Source organism: Paracoccus sp. DMF (assembly GCF_004407025.1).
GTDB classification, from domain to species: domain Bacteria; phylum Pseudomonadota; class Alphaproteobacteria; order Rhodobacterales; family Rhodobacteraceae; genus Paracoccus; species Paracoccus aminovorans_B.
The window spans coordinates 1-18713 of the sequence record NZ_SOKV02000034.1 but is presented as its reverse complement, the minus strand read 5'-3'; the positions used below and the strand labels follow the sequence as shown (position 1 = coordinate 18713).

16 protein-coding genes are annotated in these 18713 nt (G+C 67.7%); 8 read left to right on the top strand and 8 right to left on the bottom strand.

Going from position 1 to position 18713, the window contains the following annotated elements:
• Nucleotides 1-79: 79 nt before the first annotated feature.
• From E3D03_RS15390 to proS, 6 genes are all read right to left on the bottom strand, one after another.
• The gene (locus E3D03_RS15390; protein WP_263567672.1) at nt 80-1144 is read right to left on the bottom strand and encodes a glycosyltransferase family 61 protein; all 1065 of its coding nucleotides are present in this window, start codon (nt 1142-1144) and stop codon (nt 80-82) included.
• A gap of 66 nt (nt 1145-1210) precedes the next feature.
• A complete protein-coding gene (locus tag E3D03_RS15385; RefSeq protein ID WP_263567671.1) occupies nt 1211-2362 on the bottom strand; it encodes an SGNH/GDSL hydrolase family protein in 1152 nt (383 codons plus the stop codon).
• Between the two features lie 19 nt (nt 2363-2381).
• Entirely contained in the window at nt 2382-3551 is a 1170-nt protein-coding gene (locus E3D03_RS15380) for a DegT/DnrJ/EryC1/StrS family aminotransferase (protein ID WP_263567670.1), read from the bottom strand.
• Complete coding sequence (locus E3D03_RS15375) at nt 3548-4471, bottom strand: GDP-L-fucose synthase family protein (RefSeq protein WP_263567669.1); 924 nt, start codon at nt 4469-4471, stop codon at nt 3548-3550. The genes E3D03_RS15380 and E3D03_RS15375 overlap by 4 nt, the downstream gene beginning before the upstream one ends.
• Nucleotides 4472-5596 carry a GDP-mannose 4,6-dehydratase gene (gene gmd / locus E3D03_RS15370; RefSeq protein ID WP_263567668.1) on the bottom strand — a complete coding sequence of 375 codons (1125 nt, stop codon included), beginning with the start codon at nt 5594-5596 and terminating at the stop codon, nt 4472-4474.
• A 184-nt stretch (nt 5597-5780) separates the two neighbouring features.
• Nucleotides 5781-7133 carry a proline--tRNA ligase gene (gene proS / locus E3D03_RS15365; RefSeq protein WP_263567667.1) on the bottom strand — a complete coding sequence of 451 codons (1353 nt, stop codon included), beginning with the start codon at nt 7131-7133 and terminating at the stop codon, nt 5781-5783.
• 121 nt (nt 7134-7254) lie between these two features.
• Between proS and E3D03_RS15360 the strand changes: the two genes are divergently transcribed.
• From E3D03_RS15360 to E3D03_RS15345, 4 genes are all read left to right on the top strand, one after another.
• Nucleotides 7255-8583, top strand: coding sequence for an AI-2E family transporter (locus E3D03_RS15360; RefSeq protein ID WP_062560728.1), 1329 nt, complete (start codon nt 7255-7257; stop codon nt 8581-8583).
• 3 nt (nt 8584-8586) lie between these two features.
• The gene (locus E3D03_RS15355) at nt 8587-9276 is read left to right on the top strand and encodes a DnaA ATPase domain-containing protein (protein WP_263567666.1); all 690 of its coding nucleotides are present in this window, start codon (nt 8587-8589) and stop codon (nt 9274-9276) included.
• A gap of 28 nt (nt 9277-9304) precedes the next feature.
• Nucleotides 9305-11470 carry an RNA degradosome polyphosphate kinase gene (locus E3D03_RS15350; RefSeq protein ID WP_263567665.1) on the top strand — a complete coding sequence of 722 codons (2166 nt, stop codon included), beginning with the start codon at nt 9305-9307 and terminating at the stop codon, nt 11468-11470.
• A 74-nt stretch (nt 11471-11544) separates the two neighbouring features.
• Nucleotides 11545-13086, top strand: coding sequence for a Ppx/GppA family phosphatase (locus E3D03_RS15345; RefSeq protein WP_263567664.1), 1542 nt, complete (start codon nt 11545-11547; stop codon nt 13084-13086).
• A 165-nt stretch (nt 13087-13251) separates the two neighbouring features.
• On the opposite strand, the gene E3D03_RS15340 is transcribed toward E3D03_RS15345, so the two are convergent.
• Entirely contained in the window at nt 13252-14301 is a 1050-nt protein-coding gene (locus E3D03_RS15340; protein ID WP_263567663.1) for a dipeptidase, read from the bottom strand.
• 274 nt (nt 14302-14575) lie between these two features.
• On the opposite strand from E3D03_RS15340, the gene E3D03_RS15335 reads away from it, so the two are divergent.
• The 3 genes from E3D03_RS15335 (at nt 14576) to E3D03_RS15325 (ending at nt 16025) form a co-directional block, all read left to right on the top strand.
• A complete protein-coding gene (locus E3D03_RS15335; protein WP_062560723.1) occupies nt 14576-14899 on the top strand; it encodes an antibiotic biosynthesis monooxygenase family protein in 324 nt (107 codons plus the stop codon).
• A gap of 109 nt (nt 14900-15008) precedes the next feature.
• The gene (gene parA, locus E3D03_RS15330) at nt 15009-15644 is read left to right on the top strand and encodes a ParA family partition ATPase (RefSeq protein WP_263567662.1); all 636 of its coding nucleotides are present in this window, start codon (nt 15009-15011) and stop codon (nt 15642-15644) included.
• Between the two features lie 102 nt (nt 15645-15746).
• Nucleotides 15747-16025 (top strand): I78 family peptidase inhibitor, encoded by a 279-nt coding sequence (locus E3D03_RS15325; protein ID WP_263567661.1) that lies wholly within the window; start codon nt 15747-15749, stop codon nt 16023-16025.
• Here the strand turns inward: E3D03_RS15325 and uvrB are convergent.
• Nucleotides 16022-18208: an excinuclease ABC subunit UvrB gene (gene uvrB / locus E3D03_RS15320; RefSeq protein WP_263567660.1), complete on the bottom strand. Its 2187-nt coding sequence runs from the start codon at nt 18206-18208 to the stop codon at nt 16022-16024. The genes E3D03_RS15325 and uvrB overlap by 4 nt on opposite strands.
• Before the next feature lie 139 nt (nt 18209-18347).
• On the opposite strand from uvrB, the gene E3D03_RS15315 reads away from it, so the two are divergent.
• Nucleotides 18348-18659, top strand: a complete 312-nt coding sequence (locus E3D03_RS15315; RefSeq protein ID WP_263567683.1) for an ETC complex I subunit — start codon at nt 18348-18350, stop codon at nt 18657-18659.
• The last annotated feature ends 54 nt before the right edge of the window (nt 18660-18713 follow it).

The window sequence follows — 18713 nt, the reverse complement described above, 5'->3', positions numbered from 1 at the left end:
TCTACTTGCGAATGAAATCAGCGGGAAAATGCGGTCTGGCCCCATATTCCGACCTGCGGCCGGAAACTCAACCTGCCGTTTAGGACGAGTTTTTCGGATTCTGATCCGCGATCAGGTCCAGGGTCCGGCGCAGCTGGTCCCATTCCACGCGGTAGCCGCCGGCGGTGCCCGCGCCCACGACCATGGCATAACGCTGCCGCCAGCAGTCGGTCAGCAGCTTCAGCGAGGTGGTGACCCGGTCCGCCGGTTGCAGCGTCAGCACCGTGCCGCCGGGCGGCATGGCGATGACGCCATGGGCAAGCTGGCTGCCCTCGACGCCCACCACCAGCTGCGCGGCGCCCGCCGCCTCGACCATCTGGTCGGCATCATGGCGGTCGACGTAGAGGGTGCGGAAGCCGTATTCGACCTCGAGCCGCTCGGCGATCTCGGCCTCGTTCTCCAGCAGGCGGGCGTCGCCGCTGGCACCGCGAAAGATGAAGACGCCGGGCAGCGGCTCGGGCTTGCGCCCGGCCAGCAGGCGCGCGCGATTCTCTTGCGCGCGGCCCTGCCGGCCGCGATTGTTGTGCAGGTCGTCGAACAGCACCAGCTCGTCGAAATGCACGTCGCCGATGCGCCCGGGCGTCATGCCCAGCAGCTCCTCATAGCGCCGGATATGGCCGCCGCGCACCGGGGCCGAGGTCACGGGATGGCCCGCCAGCTCGGCCAGGCGATAGGCGAGGCAATCGTTCAGCAGCCAGTTGCCGAACCAGCGGTTGCCGATCCAGCTTTCGTAAAGCGCGCCCGAGATCGCCTGGCGCGGGCGCGGATAGCCGATCCCGCGGCGGCTCTGCTTGCGCAGGTGCATCTGGCCGCCGCGGGCATGCAGCACGCCATCGACGAAATCCACGTCGCGAAAGCGATAGCCCATGGTCGGTGGCGTCGGCTCGGCCGGATCGCCCCGCATCTGGGCCAGGATGTCGGGCAGCGCGCCGAATTCGGTCTGGGCGATCTGCTCGACCTGGTCGGGCAGCCAGATGCCGGGCGCGATCTCGACCTCCTCGGCGGGCGAGATCTCCCAGCGTTCGACGGCAAGGTCGTAGAACTGCGGGCGGGCCTGACCGGCAAGGCGGCGCAGGCGGTTGTGAAGCGGTCTGAGGGAATGCATGGCGGATCGCTGCGGTTGGAGTTCCACTATTCTGTCGTGCGGCCCTGGGCGCAAGAGCACAGTTCCCTAATCGGGGGTCTTCAGCACCTGGGACAGGACCTTCGCGATGGCATCGTGATCGGCCTGCGAGGGGTGCCACAGGCAGGCATTGCGGCGCGGCTCGCGCAGCACCACGACCTCGGCAGCCAGCCCGTCGGCGGCCAGCAGATCCGAGGCGGTCCTGTAGGCGTCGGTCAGCTCATGGCCGTATTCGCCGAAGGCCAGCAGCACCAGCCGGGCGCCCGGGTTCTCGGCCAGGCGTGCCCTGGCGAAATCCGCCAGCGCCGGGCCGAAATCGGCAGCGAGCGTCGCCTTGTCCCAACGCTCGCCCTTGGCGAAATCCGAGCCGAAGTCGTTCGAGCCCAGCGCGATCACCAGAATGTCGGCGGACCGCTGCGGCAGGGTCGGCGCCGCCGGGTCGCGGGGCAGGGCCAGCGGATAGATCTGCGGCATCTCGCGCCCGGGTCTCGCCCCGCCGTAATTGCGCAGAAGCCCGATGCCCGAGCGGGCGATGATGCGGTAATCCGCCCCCAGCGCCCGGGCCACCTGCGGGCCGAAGGCGCGGCTGGTGTCGGTCGCGGAAAAGACCTGTTCCTCGGAGCAGTCGCGGCGCAGGGCGGTATCGGCCAGGCCCAGGGTATCGGAATCGCCGATGAATTCGATCAGCCGCGCGGGCGGCGGCGGCGCGGGAAGCGGTTCGGCCCCGGCGTCGAGGAAAAAGCCGTCGAACACGGCCGGGGCCTGCGATTCGCTGATCTTCTCGGCCAGGATCAGATGCGGGCCCGGCGCGAGCCCGGTGATGTGCAGATCCTGCCAGCCGGGACGCGAGACAAGGATCGCCTGGCCGTCCAGCGTCACGCGCCAACGGTTGACCGCATCGTCGAAGCGCAGCGTGACCGCGCTGCCCTGGAACCGGGCGGCGGCATGGAAACCCGGCCATTCATGGCGCCGGCTGCCGGGCGCGGGGCCGGCCGCGCTGCGGCCGGTCACCTGGGCCGGCAGCGGCTCCAGCCCGGATCGCACCGGCACCAGCCGGACCTGAAAACTCGCCTGCGCCATGTCCAGCGTCGGCACCGGCACCGCAGGATGCGGCGGCCGCGGCCAGGCGAAATAGCCGGCCAGCCCCGCCAGCGCGAGGATCGCCAGAATGCCGATCCATTTCAGTATCCTGTCACCCATCCGCCCCGCCTTGTCGCGATCAGCCGCGGAAATCGGCCAGAATCCCGATCGCCTCGCCGATGTCATAATGATGATTGCCGATGAAGAAACCGTTAAGGTCGATCTCGGCGGCATGGGTCATCGGCCCGTGCAGGCTGTGATCCATCAGCCCCAGCACCGGGTTGCGGGTGAAGTCGCCGCTGACGATGGGCCGGGTCTCGAAGCCCAGGGCCTCGAGCCGGTCCAGCACCGCGCGCCGGCTCAGGCCCGTGTCCGGCCGCAGCACCAGCGAAAAGCCGAACCAGCTGCTGGCGCCGGTCTCGGCCTGGATGCGGAACAACGGATGATCCGCCATGGCCTGCTGCCAAAGCGCGCCATTCCGGCGCCGCCCCGCGATCAACCCCGGCAGCTTTGCCAGCTGCGCCCGCCCCAGCGCGCCCGACATCTCCAGCGGGCGCAGGTTGTAGCCGGGCAGCACGAAGCGGAAGCTTTCCTCGAAGGAATCGTCGCTTTTCTCGCCGGTCAAGCGATTGAATTTCGGCAGGCTCCGGGTCCAGCCATGCGCGCGCAACGCCAGCAGGATATGGTAAAGCTCCTCGTCGTCGGTGACGACCAGCCCCCCCTCCATGGTCGAGATATGATGCGAGAAGAAGGTCGAGAACGTCCCCATCACCCCGAAGGTGCCTGTCTGCCGGCCGGCGAATGTCGCGCCCATCGATTCGCAATTGTCCTCGATCAGCACGATGCGGCGGCTGCCGATGATGGCGCGGATGGCGTCGAAGTCGTTCGGATTGCCCAAGAGGTTCACCGCCATGATCGCCCGCGTCCGCTCCGTCACCGCGCTTTCCAGCGCCGCGAGGTCGTAGTTCAGCGTATCGCGGTCGATATCGACGAATTTCAGGTGCAACCCGTATTGGTGCAGCGGGAAGAAGGTCGTGGACCAGGACACGGCCGGCACGATCACCTCGTCCCCCGGCATCAGCCGCAGGTCCGGGTTCGCCGTATGACGCAGCGCCGCCACCATCGCGAGGTTTGCCGAAGAGCCTGAGTTCACCATCACCGCATGGCGCGAGCCGGTGAAGCGGGCGAATTCCGCCTCGAAAGCCGCGACCTCGGCGCCCATCGAGAAACGGTCCGAATCGATGACCCGTTGCAGCGCCGCCCGTTCGGCGGCGTCCCAACTCGAGGTGGCCAGCGGAAAGCGGCTCATGCGTGATGCTCCCGGTAATGGGCATAGGTCGCGGCGATGCCGTCGCGCAGCGGGGTCGAAGGCGCCCAGCCCCATGCGCTTTGCCGCGCGACCGACATCAGTTTTTGCCGCATCCCCACCGGGCGCGTCAGGTCGTGGCGAAAACGCCCCTGCCAGCCGATCACCTCGGCGGCAATGCGGTAATAGTCGTTGATGCTGTGATCCCGGCCGGGGCCCACGTTCATCACCGGCGGCAGCCGCGCCGGATCGGCCAGCGCGCGCAGGATCGCGTCGGCCAGATCGGGGGCATACATGAACTCGCGCCGCGCCTCGCCATCGCCCCAGATCTCGACCTCGGCCGCGCCCTCGACGCGGGCGCGATGCAGCTTGTGGATCACCGCCGCCAGCAGATGCGAGCGCGCCGGATCGAAGCTGTCATGCGGGCCGTAGAGGTTGCAGGGCACCAGCGTGCGCCACAGCAGGGTTGGATCCTCGCGGCAGGCATAGTCGACGGCGCGCATGGCCATGATCTTGGCCAGGGCATAGCCCTCGTTCGTGGGCTCCAGGGGGCCGGTCAGGATCTGCTCCTCGGACAGGTCGCGGCCCAGGTCCTTGGGATAGACGCAGCTGGAGCCGAGGTTGATCAGCACCGGCACCCGCGCCGCGCGGCAGGCGGCGACCAGGTTCAGGCCGATGCGGGCGTTTTCGTCGAGGAAACGCAGCGGCTCGGCCATATTGGCCTGGATGCCGCCGACGCGGCCCGCGGCATGGACCACGGCATCGGGACGGTGGCGCATCAGCCAGTCGCGCGTGGCCCCGGCGTCGCATAGATCCAGCTCGGCGCGCGCGGGCGCCATGACCTGCCAGGCGGCGATGCCGGGATGCGCCAGCAGGTTGCGCCCGACCATGCCACCCGCGCCGGTGACCAGCAGCCGGGCCATTCAGCGATCCTCGCGCGCGACCGGCGCGGCCATGCCATGCCGCGCCAGCAGCGACTGGCCGCGCGCGACATGCAGGTCGGCCGCGACCATCTCGGCGATCATCGCGCGCAGCCCCGTTTCGGGCTTCCAGCCCAGCCGCTGATGCGCCTTGGCGGCATCGCCGAGCAGGCTCTGCACCTCGGCCGGGCGGAAATATTTCGGATCGACCCGCATCACCACGTCGCCGACCCGCAGCGCCGGCGCGAGATCGCCCGTGACCGAGGCGACCACCGCGACCTCGTCGACGCCCGCGCCGCGGAATTCCAGCGCCACGCCCAGCTCCTCGGCCGCCCAGATCAGGAACTGGCGCACGGAGTGCTGCTCGCCGGTGGCGATGACGTAATCGTCCGGCGTGTCGCATTGCAGCATCAGCCATTGCATGCGCACATAGTCCCGCGCATGGCCCCAGTCGCGCAAGGCGTCCAGATTGCCCATATACAGGCATTTCTCCAGCCCCTGGGCGATATTCGCCAGGCCGCGGGTTATCTTGCGGGTGACGAAGGTCTCGCCCCGGCGCGGGCTCTCATGGTTGAACAGGATGCCGTTGCAGGCGAAGATGCCATAGGCCTCGCGATAGTTCACCGCGATCCAATAGGCATAGAGCTTGGCCACCGCATAGGGCGAGCGGGGGTGAAACGGCGTGCGCTCGGTCTGCGGGCTTTCGCGCACCAGCCCGTAAAGCTCGGAACTCGAGGCCTGGTAATAGCGCGTCGCCTTCTCGAGTCCCAAGAAACGGATCGCCTCCAGCAGGCGCAGCGCGCCCAGCGCGTCGACATCGGCGGTATATTCCGGCGCCTCGAAGCTGACCGCGACATGCGATTGCGCGCCGAGGTTATAGACCTCGTCCGGGCGCACCTCGGCCATGATCCGGGTCAGATTCGAGCTGTCGGTCAGATCGCCGTAATGCAGGAAGAAGCGCGAGCCCGCCTCATGCGGGTCCTGGAAGATGTGATCGACCCGCTGGGTGTTGAAGGACGAGGCGCGGCGCTTGATGCCATGCACCTCGTAACCCTGTTCCAGCAGGAACTCGGCCAGATAGGAACCGTCCTGCCCGGTGACCCCGGTGATGAGCGCCTTCTTCACCATGCATCCTCCTGGCCCGGCTTCTTTGCTCTGCAAATACCCATGCGACCGTGCAAGTTTCGCTGTCCCATGGGTATTTTCCAGAGCAAAGAAGACGCAGGCAGCGCCCAAGATCGTTCTGCCCGGCCCGCTTTCACCGTTTTACAAATACTCCTGCGGCCGCGCCACCGGCACGGCCGCCCGGTTTTCACAGCGCCGCGTCGAAGACCGGCTGATAGATCTCCTTCAGCCGCGCCACCGCCTCTTGCGGCGACATCTCGACCGATTCTCCGGTCTTGCGCGAGGTCAGCTCGACCTTGTTCGCCGCCAGGCCGCGCGGGCCGACGGTGATGCGCCAGGGCAGGCCGATCAGGTCCATGGTGGCGAATTTCGCCCCCGCCCGCTCGTCGCGGTCGTCATAGAGCGGATCGAAGCCCTGCGCCTTCAACTCGGCGTAAAGCGCCTCGCAGGCGCTGTCGGTCGAGGCGTCGCCCTGCTTCAGGTTGACGATGCCGACATGGAACGGGGTCACGCCCTCGGGCCAGACGATGCCCTTGTCGTCGTGGCTGGCCTCGATGATCGCGCCCAGCAGGCGCGAGACGCCGATACCGTGGCTGCCCATGTGGACCGGCACGCGGGCGCCGTCGGGGCCGACGACGGTGGCGCCCATCGGCTCGGAATACTTGGTGCCGAAATAGAAGATCTGGCCGACCTCGATGCCGCGCGCGGAACGCCGGCGCTCTTCGGGGATCTGGTTGAACTGCGCCTCGTCATGGGTCTCGTCGGTGCGGGCATAGCGGCTGGTGAATTCCTCGAGCACCGCCTGGCACTCATCCACGCTGTCGTAGTCGATGGCGCGGCTGCCGAATTTCAGGTCGGTGATCTCGCTGTCGTAGAAGACCTCCGATTCGCCGGTCTCGGCCAGCACCAGGAATTCGTGGGTATAGTCGCCGCCGATCGGGCCGCCGTCGGCGCGCATCGGGATTGCCTGCAGGCCCATGCGCTCATAGCTGCGCAGATAGCTGACCAGGTGCCGGTTATAGGCGTGCAGCGCGTCCTCCTTGGTCAGGTCGAAGGTGTAGCCGTCCTTCATCAGGAATTCGCGGCCGCGCATGACGCCGAAGCGGGGGCGGATCTCGTCGCGGAACTTCCATTGGATGTGATACAGCGTCAGCGGCAGGTCCTTGTAGCTGTTCACATGCGACCGGAAGATGTCGGTGATCATCTCCTCATTCGTGGGCCCATAGAGCAGGTCGCGCTTGTGGCGGTCCTTGATGCGCAGCATTTCCTCGCCGTAATCGTCGTAGCGGCCGCTTTCGCGCCACAGGTCGGCCGATTGCAGCGTCGGCATCAGCATGGCGATATGGCCGGCGCGGGCCTGCTCCTCATGCACGATCTTCTGGATGTTGTTCAGCACCTTGAAGCCCAGCGGCAGCCAGGAATAGATGCCGGCCGCCTGCTGCTTGATCATGCCCGCCCGCAGCATCAGCCGGTGGCTGACGATCTGCGCCTCCTTGGGGTCTTCCTTCAGAACGGGCATGAAATAGCGCGTGAGACGCATGGCGAAATCCTCATGATGGCCGGCCCGAGTTAGCGCAGAGCGCAGGGTGGGGCAACGCCCTTCCTTGCATGCGCGCGCGCGACGTTCCACATAGGGCCTGACTCGCGACAGGAGAGAGCGGATGCGACTGCCGGCGCAGAAACAGGTCTGGTATTGGGGGGCGGCGCTGGTGGTGCTGCTGCTGGCGCTCTGGGCGCTGGGCAATGCCATGATGCCCTTCATCCTGGGCGCCGCCGTCGCCTATCTGCTGGACCCGCTGGCCGACCGGCTGGAGCGGCTGGGCCTGTCGCGCACCCTGGCGGTGGTGGTCATCACCCTGGCCGCGATCCTGATCATGGTGGCGGTGATGCTGATGCTGGTGCCGGTGCTGGTCAAGCAGACCACGCAGCTGATCAATACCGCACCCGACATGGTGGCGCAGTTGCAGCAGTTCCTGACCAGCCGCTTTCCCCAGGTCTTTGCCGAGGGCAGCACCATCAACACCGCCCTGACCGATGCCGGCAAGAAGATCAGCGAAAGCGGCATGATGGTGCTGTCGACGGTGCTCGGCTCGGTCGTGGGCGTGTTCAGCCTGCTGGCGCTGGTCGTCATCGTGCCGGTGGTGGCCTTCTACCTGCTGCTGGACTGGGACAATATGGTGACGCGGCTGGACGAGCTGCTGCCGCGCGACCATGCCGACACCCTGCGTACGCTGGCGCGCGACATCGACAAGGCGCTGTCGGGCTTCGTGCGCGGGCAGGGCATGGTGATCCTGATCCTGGGCACCTTCTATTCCATCGGCCTGGGGCTGGTGGGCCTGCCCTTCGGCGTGGCCATCGGGGTCATCGCGGCCTCGCTGTCCTTCATCCCCTATGTCGGCGTGCTGATCGGCGGCGCCACCGCCATCGGGGTGGCGCTGTTCAGCTTCTGGGGCGAGCCGGTCTGGATCGCCGCCGTGGTCGCGATCTTCGTCGTCGGCCAGTTCATCGAGGGCAATTTCCTGCAACCGAAGATCGTCGGCACCTCGGTCGGGCTGCATCCGGTCTGGCTGATGCTGGCGCTGACCGTCTTCGGCACGCTCTTCGGCTTCGTCGGCCTGCTGGTCGCGGTGCCGCTGGCCGCGGCCCTGGGCGTGCTGGTGCGCTTTGCCGCCGGCCGCTACCGGGAAAGCGCGCTTTATACCGGGCGCGAAGTGCCGGCGCCGCCGCCGCCGCCGACGCTGATCGAGCTGGTGCCGCGCGGCACCACCGCCCATATCCGCCGCCTGGCGCAGCTGTCCCATGACGTGCGCGTGGCCGAGATCCAGCGCGACGAGGAACTGGCCGAGCTGGTCGAGGAGCGCCAGGAGCGCGCCGAGCGCGAGAGGCTGCCCGACATCGGCCCGGAAGGCCCGCCCTCGCCGGTCGAGCTGCATGCCGAGGCCCGGCTGGCCGCGCGCGAGGCCCGTGAGCAAAGCCGGAAGGACGGCTGATCCTTGGCCCGCCAGCTTGCCCTGGATCTGACGATCCCGCCCGCGCTGTCGCGCGCGGATTTCCTGACCACCGGCGCCAACCGGGGCGCGCGGGCGATGCTCGACGCGCCGGCACGCTGGCCGCAGGGCCGGCTGCTGCTGATCGGCGGCCCGGGCGCCGGCAAGACGCATCTGGCGGGCGTCTGGGCGGCCGAGCATGGCGCCCATGTCACCCAGGCCTGGACGCTGACCCCCGCCAATGCTGACGAGCTGGTGCCCGAGGCCGGCGCGCTGGTCATCGAGGATGCCGAGGAGATCGGCGGCCAGCCCGAGGCCGAGCAGGGGCTGTTCCACCTGTGGAACCTGGCCGGCGCCCGGCAGGCCCTGCTGCTGATCTCGGCCCGCGCCGCGCCGCGCGACTGGGGGCTGCGCCTGCCGGACCTGCGCTCGCGGCTGGAGACGGCGGCGCAGGCGCTGCTGGGCCCGCCCGACGATGCGCTGCTGCCGGCGGTGCTGGTCAAGCTGTTCGCCGACCGGCAGCTGCAAGCCCCGCCCGAGGTGATCGACTGGCTCTCGCTGCGCATGGAGCGCGACCTCGACCTTGCACGCCGGCTGGTCGCGGCCATCGACCGCGAATCGCTGGCCGGGCGCCGCGCCATCACCCGGCGCCTCGCGGCCGAGCTTCTGGACAAGCTCGCCCCCGCCGACGCATGATCCCTTCATCCCAGCAGCAGTTTTTCCCATGACCCAGGCCGATTTCCTGAAGTTCCCCTTTCCCACCCCGCGCCTGCTGCCCGAGGGCACGCCCGAAGGCCCGGCCCGCTTCTTCAACCGCGAGATCAGCTGGCTGGCCTTCAACTGGCGCGTGCTGGACGAGGCCCGGAACCCGCGCGTGCCGCTGCTGGAACGGCTGCGCTTCCTGTCGATCTCGGCCACCAATCTCGACGAATTCTACACCGTGCGCGTCGCCGGCCTGCGCGAGCTGGTGCGCGAGGGCAACAGCACGCTTTCCGACGACGGGCTGACGCCGGCCGAGCAGCTGGCGCTGGTCAATGCCGACGCCCGCCGGCTGATGGGCGCGCAGCAATCGGTCTGGAACGGGTTGCGCCGCGAGATGGAGCAGGCCGAGATCACCATCCTGTCGCGCTCGCGCATCACCCGCGCCGAAGAGGAATTCCTGCGCCGCCACTTCATGGAGCAGGTGTTTCCGGTGCTGTCGCCCTTGGCCATCGACCCGGCGCACCCGTTCCCCTTCATTCCCAACACCGGCTTTTCGCTGGCGCTGGAGCTGGCGCGGGAAAGCGGCGGCCAGCAGATGCAGGCGCTGCTGCCGATCCCGCAGCAGATCGCCCGCTTCGTGCCGCTGCCCGGCGGCAAGCGCTTCCTGCGGCTGGAAGACCTGCTGCTGATGCACCTGCCGAGCCTGTTCCCCGGCTATCGCGACATCGGCCATTGCGCCTTCCGCGTGCTGCGCGACAGCGATCTGGAGGTCGAGGAAGAGGCCGAGGATCTGGTCCGCGAATTCGAGACGGCGCTGAAGCGGCGCCGGCGCGGCAGCGTCATCCGGCTCAAGATCACCGCCGGCGCGCCCGACCGGCTGCGCCGCCTCATCATGGAGGAACTCGACGTCGATCCCGAGGAGGTGATCGAGGTCGAGGGCCTGTTGGGCATGGCCGACCTGCGCGAACTGGTACTGGACGGGCGCCGCGACCTGCAATGGCCGGCCTTTACCCCGCGCGTGCCCGAGCGGGTGCAGGACCATGACGGCGACATGTTCGCGGCCATCCGGCAAAAGGACATGCTGCTGCATCACCCCTACGAGACCTTCGACATGGTGGTGCGGTTCCTGGCGCAGGCGGCGCGCGATCCGAACGTGCTGGCGATCAAGCAGACGCTTTACCGCACCTCGCGCGACAGCCCCATCGTGGATGCGCTCTGCGAGGCGGCCGAGGCCGGCAAGTCGGTCACCGCGCTGGTCGAATTGAAGGCGCGTTTCGACGAGGCCGCGAACATCCGCCAGAGCCGCCGGCTGGAACGCGCCGGGGCGCATGTCGTCTATGGCTTCATGCAATACAAGACCCATGCCAAGATCAGCACCGTGGTGCGGCGCGAGGGCGACCAGCTGGTCACCTACAGCCATTTCGGCACCGGCAACTACCACCCGATCACCGCGCGGATCTATACCGACCTGTCGCTGTTCACCTGCGACCCGGCGCTGGGGCGCGATGCCTCCAAGGTGTTCAATTTCCTGTCCGGCTATGTGCAGCCCGACGGGCTGGAGAACATGGCGATCTCGCCCATCGACCTGAAGGAAACGCTCTTGTCCCTGATTGCGCGCGAGGCGGAATTCGCCCGCCGCGGCCGGCCGGCCGAGATCTGGGCCAAGATGAACAGCCTGATCGAAAAGGACGTGATCGAGGCGCTTTACGCCGCAAGCCAGGCCGGGGTCAGGATCAACCTGGTGGTGCGCGGCATCTGCGGCCTCAGGCCGGGCATCGTCGGCCTGTCGGAAAACATCCGCGTCAAGTCGATCGTCGGGCGTTTCCTGGAACATTCCCGCATCGTCTGCTTCGGCAATGGCCATGCCTTGCCCTCGAAACGGGCGCGGGTCTTCATCAGCTCGGCCGACTGGATGGGGCGCAACCTGTCACGCCGGGTCGAGACGCTGATCGAATGCTTCAACGAGACGGTCAAGGCGCAGATCACCAGCCAGATCATGGCGGCGAACATGGCCGACGAGGCGCAGAGCTGGCTTCTGCAGCCCGACGGGCGCTATCTGCGCTACCTGCCGGCGGGCAAGGAAGACCTGTTCAGCTGTCACAAATTCTTCATGGAAAATCCGTCACTTTCGGGACGCGGCAAGGCGGGCGCGCGCGACGTTCCGGCATTGACGCATTCGACCGATTGACGATTGACGCAAAGGGTTAATTGCCGCATCCAAAGCCCGGGCCCCGGCGTGGTCACGGAATCGAGAGGAACCCGATGAACGGTATCGTCACCGCAAGCGGAGAAACCATCGAGCCCTTCGGGCGGTCGCTGTTCGAGCGGGCCTCGGAACGCTCGCTCAGCCGGGTCGGCGTGGTCGATGTGGGCTCGAACTCGATCCGCATGGTGGTCTTCGACGGCGCCGCGCGTTCGCCGGCGTATTTCTATAACGAAAAGGTCATGGCCGGGCTGGGGCAGGGGCTGGCCACCACCGGCCGGCTGAACCCCGAGGGCGTGCAGCGCGGCATGGTGGCGCTGCGGCGCTTCGCCGCCCTGGCCGAGGGCATGGGCATCAAGCCGCTGACCTGCGTCGCCACCGCCGCCGTGCGCGAGGCCGAGGACGGCCCCGCCTTCCGCCGGGCGGTGGAAAAGGAAACCGGCCTGAAGCTGCATGTCATCGACGGCGAGGAAGAGGCCCGGCTGTCCGCCCAGGGCGTTCTCTTGGGCTGGCCCGAGGCGAGCGGCCTGGTCTGCGACATCGGCGGCAACTCGATGGAGCTGGCCGAGGTCAAGGGCGGCAAGGTCGGCCGCCGCATCACCACGCCCCTGGGTCCGTTCCGGCTGCAACAGGTCAAGGGCGGCGCCTCGGGGCTGCGCGACCATATCCGCAAGACCGTCGAGGGCGCCGTCGCCAGGCTGGGCCGCGGGCACGAGACGATCTATCTGGTCGGCGGCTCGTGGCGGGCCATCGCGCGGCTGGACATGGAGCGGGTGAACTACCCGATGACCGTGCTGCACGAATACCGCATGACGCCCGATGCGGTCGAGGACACGGTGAAATGGATCGGCGGCAAGTCGGTGCCCGAGATGCGGGCGATGACCGGCATCTCGCAAAGCCGGATGGAACTGGTGCCGCTGGCCAGCCTGGTGCTGCGCCAGCTGGTGCAGAGCCTGGAGCCCAAGTCGCTGGCGGTGTCCTCCTATGGGATCCGTGAGGGGCTGCTTTACGAGCAGATGCCCGAGGGGCTGCGCTCGCGCGATCCGCTGATCGAGGCGGCGCGTTTCTCGGAACGGCAGATGGCGCGGATGCCGGGCTTCGGCAAGAAGCTGTATCACTTTCTCGAACCGCTTTTCGCCGACGTCCCGCCCGAGCGCGACCGGCTGATCCGCGCCGCCTGCCTCTTGCACGACACCACCTGGCGCACCCATCCCGACTATCGCGCCGATGCCTGTTTCGACAATGTGACGCGGGCCAATATGGCGGCGCTGTCGCATCCCGAGCGGGTGTTCCTGGGCCTGTCGCTGCTGCACCGCTACAAGAACAGCCGGGCGAATTCGCCGATGGCGCCGCTGTTTGCCTTGCTGAACGACAAGGAGATCCGCGACGCCGAGGTGCTGGGCAAGGCGATGCGCTTCGGCGCCATGTTCTCGGTCAAGGACCCGGCCGAGGCGGGCACGCTGAAGCTGATGCCCAAGAAGAAGCTCTTGGAGCTGAAGCTGACCCGCACCGGCCGCGCGCTGATGGGCGAGGTGACCGAGGCGCGGTTCCGGGCGCTGGCCCAGGCGCTGGAGGTCGAGCCGGCGGTGATCCAGAGCTGAATCGCGGGCCGCGGCCGAAAATCCTGTCCCAACCGACAGGTTTTCCGGCTGCGCCTTTCGTGGCAGATAGAGGCCACGGGGGACGGCGGTCCGGGTGTTGTTTACCAGGTGTCCGGTTAAAAGGATCGTCCTCCCCCGACGACCCCCTCGCGGGGGCGCGCGGGCTCAGGCGCCCCAGGTCCGCTCCAGCAGGTTCAGCCAGTTCTTCCAGGCAACCTTTTCAACCAGTTCGCGGCCATAGCCGTGCTCCAGCATGGCCTGGACCAGGTTCTGCAAGGCCGAGGCATCGGCCAGATCGGCCGGCATGTCTGCGCCGTCGAAATCCGAGCCCAGGGCCACGCCGTCCTCGCCCAGATGCGCCAACAGGTGGTCGAGATGGCGCAGCATGATCTCGAAGCCATGCATCGGGTCGCGGCGGCCTTCAGGATGCAGGAAGCCCACCGCGAAATTCAGCCCGACCAGGCCGCGGCTTTCCGCGATTACCTGAAGCTGGCGGTCGGTCAGGTTGCGCGAACTGGGCGCCACGACATGGGCGCAGGAATGGCTGGCGACCAGCGGCGCGTCCGACAGCCGGGCCACGTCGTCGAAACCCTTTTCGTTCAGGTGCGACAGGTCCAGCATGATGCGCAACTGGTTGCATTCCTTGACCAATTCCCGGCCGAGATCGGTCAGCCCCGGCCCGGTGTCGGGCGAGGACGGAAAGGCGAAGGGCACGCCATGGCCATAGGCCGTCGGCCGCGACCAGACCGGCCCCAGCGAGCGCAGCCCCATGGCGTGCCAGACATGCAGCGCATCGAGGTCGGGGATCGGCTCGGCGCCCTCGATATGCAGGATGGCGGCGATGCGGCCGGCGGCGATGCTGGCGCGCAGGTCGGCGGCGGTCAGGCCGATGTCCAGCGTGCCGCTGCGCGCCATGGCCATCAGCTGTCCGGCCTGGGCCAGCGCATGCGGCAGCGCCTGGTCCGACGGAATTTCCGGTGGAAGATCAAGGGCAAAGGGCGGGTTCTTCTTCAGCATCGCCGCCAGCGCATCGTCTGGGCCGGGCGGCGAGGGGGTCCAGATCGCGAAGAAGCCGCCCGCGAAGCCGCCGGCCTTCATGCGCGGCAGGTCCAGATGGCCGGTGCCGTCGCCCTGCAGCCACAGCCGCTCGCGCCCGGGACCGGCTGCGACCATGCGCTGAAGGAAGTCGTTGTGACCGTCGAAGACCGGAATCATGGCTGGTGTCCTTTCGCCTTGCGCGGCGCACCATGCGCCGGTTCCCCGCGCGCCGCAAGCCGGCCGGGCGCAACGCGCGTTGCGCGGTGCACAGGCCTCGGGGCCGGGCCACAGACCCCCAGCAATTGCTGGGATTTTTGCTGTGACCGCCGTGCAGCGGGCGTACACCGCGCGTACACCGGCCGTGCACCGGCGGCGCCGAACGATAGGGGCTTTTCCCGCCGCGGCTCTGCGCTAAGCTGGGGTCACGAGCCAGCGGCAAGGAGCCCCAGCCATGACCCGCATCGCGGACGGTTTCGACGGCCAGACCGTCATCTGCACCTTCGACGTCACCCCCGGCAGCGCCCATGATGTGCTGGACGCGCTGACCGCCGCCTATGCCGAGGTGATCAGCCGGCAGCCCGGCTATGTCTCGGGCGCCGTGCATCTGAACGACGCCCAGACCCGCATCGCCACCTATTCGCAATGGCGCGACCGCCGCGATTACCAGGCCATGCTGCGCAGCCCCGAGATGCGCGAGCGCAACCGCGCCATCCATGCCATGTGCCGGCATTTCGAGCCGGTGATGTACGAGGTGGTCGGCGTCTGGGACAGCTGAAGCGCGGGCGGTTTCTGCGGGTGCGAAAACCGCTCGCCTTGCGGCAGGATCCTGCCTAGTCTGGCCTTCAGACGCGCCCCGGGCAGCGGGGCCACAGCGGAGGGGGCGCATGGTAGGACGCATCATCACGATTGCCCAGCAGAAGGGCGGATCCGGCAAGACCACGGTCGCGGTCAACCTGGCGGTCTGCCTGCGCGGGCGGGGCCATTCCGTCGGCCTTCTGGACACCGATCCGCAGGGCAGCCTGGGACGCTGGTTCCTGGAACGGCTGGAACGCCTGGGCGAGGACGAGGCGCTGGAGTTCACCACCTCCTCGGCCTGGGGGGCGAGCTACGAATCCGACAAGCTGAAGAAGCGTTTCGACTATGTCATCATCGACACGCCGCCCAAGATCGACAGCGACCTGCGCCCGGCGCTGCGCGTGGCCGACCTGGTGCTGGTGCCGGTCGCGACCAGCCATGTCGACCTGTGGGCGACCGAGGGCGTGCTGGACTTGGCCCGGCGCGAGAAATGCGACACGCTGATCGTGCTGAATCGCACCCGGCCGGGCACGCGGCTGGCCGGCGAGGTCGCGGAAAAGGCCGAAGAGCTGGGCGCCGAGGTCGCGGCGGCCCAGATCGCCAACCGCGTCACCTATGCCGAGACGCTGGGCCAGGGCCTGGGTGCCAGCGACAGCGGCCGCAACCCGGTGGCGCGCAGCGAGATCGACGCGCTGACCGACGAGGTGCTGGCCCGGTTGCCCTGAAGCGGCGGTCTTTGGCCGATGCGGAGCGCGGGCAGGGGCGCGGCGGAACCTTTCCGGAGCGACGGGGTTGCGCTGCGATTGTCCGCGTCAAGGAGACCTTCCATGAAGCCGATCCTGCCTGTAGCGATGCTCATCCCCCTGCTGGCGGCGGGCTGCGTGCCCGAGCCGGCGCCCGAACCCATGCCGCCGGCCGAGGACAGCTGCGGCGCCGCCCGTTATCTGGGGCTGGTCGGGCAAAGCGGCGTGACCATCTCGATCCCCGCCGACCAGGCCTATCGCAGCTACAAGACCGGCGATCCCGTCACCATGGACTTTAACCCGAACCGGCTGAATTTCGAACATGACAAGACGGGTAAACTTGTTCGCGTAAGCTGCGGCTAACGCTTGCGTTTTGACCGCTTGTTGCCGCCGCGCTGACCGGCGCGGCCCGCCGTCGAGCGCCCCGAGGCCTTGACGGCCTCGTCGGCGGCTTCCTCGATGGCGGATTGGCGGGCCAGCGGATCGTCGGCCACGGCCAGCTCGACCGCCTCCAGCCGCTTGACCTCGTCGCGCAGCCGCGCGGCTTCCTCGAATTCCAGGTTCTCGGCCGCCTTGCGCATCTGGGCGCGCAGCGCGTCAAGATGGGCGGCCAGGTTGGCGCCTACCATCGGCTTGTCGATCCTGGTGGTGATGCGCGACTGATCGGTGTCGCCCTGCCAGAGCCCGGCCAGCACGTCCTCGACGTTCTTGCGCACGGTCTGCGGCGTGATGCCGTGTTCCAGGTTATAGGCCATCTGCTTCTGCCGGCGCCGCTCGGTTTCCGCCATGGCGCGCTCCATGCTGCCGGTGATGCGGTCGGCATACATGATGACGCGGCCGTCGGCATTGCGGGCGGCGCGGCCGATGGTCTGGATCAGCGAGGTTTCGGAACGCAGGAAGCCCTCTTTATCCGCGTCCAGGATGGCGACCAGGCCGCATTCAGGAATATCAAGACCTTCGCGCAACAAGTTGATGCCGACCAGCACGTCGAAAGCGCCCAGCCGCAGGTCGCGCAGGATCTCGATGCGCTCGATCGTGTCGATGTCGCTGTGCATGTAGCGCACGCGGATGCCCTGTTCGTGCAGGTATTCGGTCAGGTCCTCGGCCATGCGCTTGGTCAGCGTGGTGACCAGCGTGCGCATGCCGGCGGCCGAGACCTTGCGCACCTCGTCCAGAAGGTCGTCGACCTGCATCTCGACCGGGCGGATCTCGATCTGCGGGTCGATCAGGCCGGTTGGGCGAATGACCTGCTCGGTAAAGACGCCGCCGGTCTGGTCCATTTCCCATTGCGCGGGCGTGGCGCTGACAAAGACCGACTGCGGGCGCATGGCGTCCCATTCCTCGAACTTCAGCGGGCGGTTGTCCATGCAGCTGGGCAGGCGGAAGCCGTGCTCGGCCAGGGTGAACTTGCGCCGGAAGTCGCCGCGATACATGCCGCCGATCTGCGGCACCGAGACGTGGGATTCGTCAGCGAAGACGATGGCGTTGTCGGGGATGAACTCGAACAGCGTCGGCGGCGGCTCGCCGGGCGCGCGGCCGGTCAGATAGCGGGAATAGTTCTCGATGCCGTTGCAAACGCCTGTCGCTTCAAGCATTTCCAGGTCAAAGTTCGTGCGTTGCTCGAGCCGTTGCGCCTCCAGCAGCTTGCCTTCGTCGGTCAGTTGCTTCAGCCGGCCCTGAAGCTCGGCCTTGATCCCCTTGATCGCCTGCTGCAGGGTCGGGCGCGGGGTGACGTAGTGGCTGTTGGCATAGATGCGGATCTGCTTGAAGCTGTCGGTCCTGGCCCCGGTCAGCGGGTCGAATTCGGTGATCGCCTCCAATTCGTTGCCGAAGAAGTCGAAGCGCCAGGCGCGGTCTTCCAGGTGGGCGGGCCAGACCTCGACCACGTCGCCGCGCACGCGGAAGCCGCCGCGCTGGAAGGCGGCGTCGAGGCGGCGGTATTGCTGGGCGACCAGCTCGTTGATGAAGCCGCGCTGTTCGTACATCTGGCCGACGACCATGTCCTGGGTCATCGCCGAATAGGTCTCGACCGAGCCGATGCCGTAGATGCAGCTGACCGAGGCGACGATGATGACATCGTCACGCTCCAACAGCGCCCGCGTCGCCGAGTGGCGCATGCGGTCGATGGCCTCGTTGATCTGCGATTCCTTCTCGATATAGGTGTCCGAGCGCGGCACATAGGCCTCGGGCTGGTAATAGTCATAGTAGCTGACGAAGTACTCGACGGCATTGTCGGGAAAGAAGCCCTTGAATTCGCCGTATAATTGCGCGGCAAGGGTCTTGTTCGGCGCCAGGATGATGGCGGGGCGCTGGGTTTCCTCGATCACCTTGGCCATGGTGAAGGTCTTGCCGGTGCCGGTGGCGCCCAGCAGCACCTGGTCGCGTTCGCCCGCGCGCACGCCCTGGGCCAGCTCGGCGATGGCGGTGGGCTGGTCGCCGGCCGGCAGGAACTCGGACTGCATGACGAAGCGCCTGCCGCCCTCGAGCTTGGGGCGGGTGACCTCGGCGAAGCGCGCGACGGGAGCATTGGTGTTGTTGTGGCCCATGGTTTTCCCTTTGTTCCGGGTGTGAATCTGGCATCTCGGCGCGCGGATGCAAGGGGCAAGCGGCGTCTTGCACAGCCATCTTGAACAGCGGGCCGGCTTGGGGGATAAGGCCATGAGCAAGAACAGAGGGTTCCCGTCCATGCGAGTCCGCATCTACAAGCCTGCCCGCAACGCCATGCAGTCGGGCGTCGCCCGCACCCGCGAATGGGTGCTGGTCTTTCCGGCGGCGGATGCGCGCGAGATCGACCCGCTGATGGGCTGGACCAGCAGCGACGACACGCAAAGCCAGGTGAAGCTGCGCTTCGAGACCCGCAAGCAGGCCGAGGACTATGCCCGCGAGAACGGCCTCGACTATATCGTGGTCGAGCCGCATGGCCGCGCCGCGAATATCCGCCCCCGCGGCTATGGCGAGAACTTCGCCACCGACCGCCGCGCGCCCTGGACGCATTGAGGCTGTAAATCGGGCGAAAGTTAGGTCATGTTGACAAAACGGGATTCCACTGGC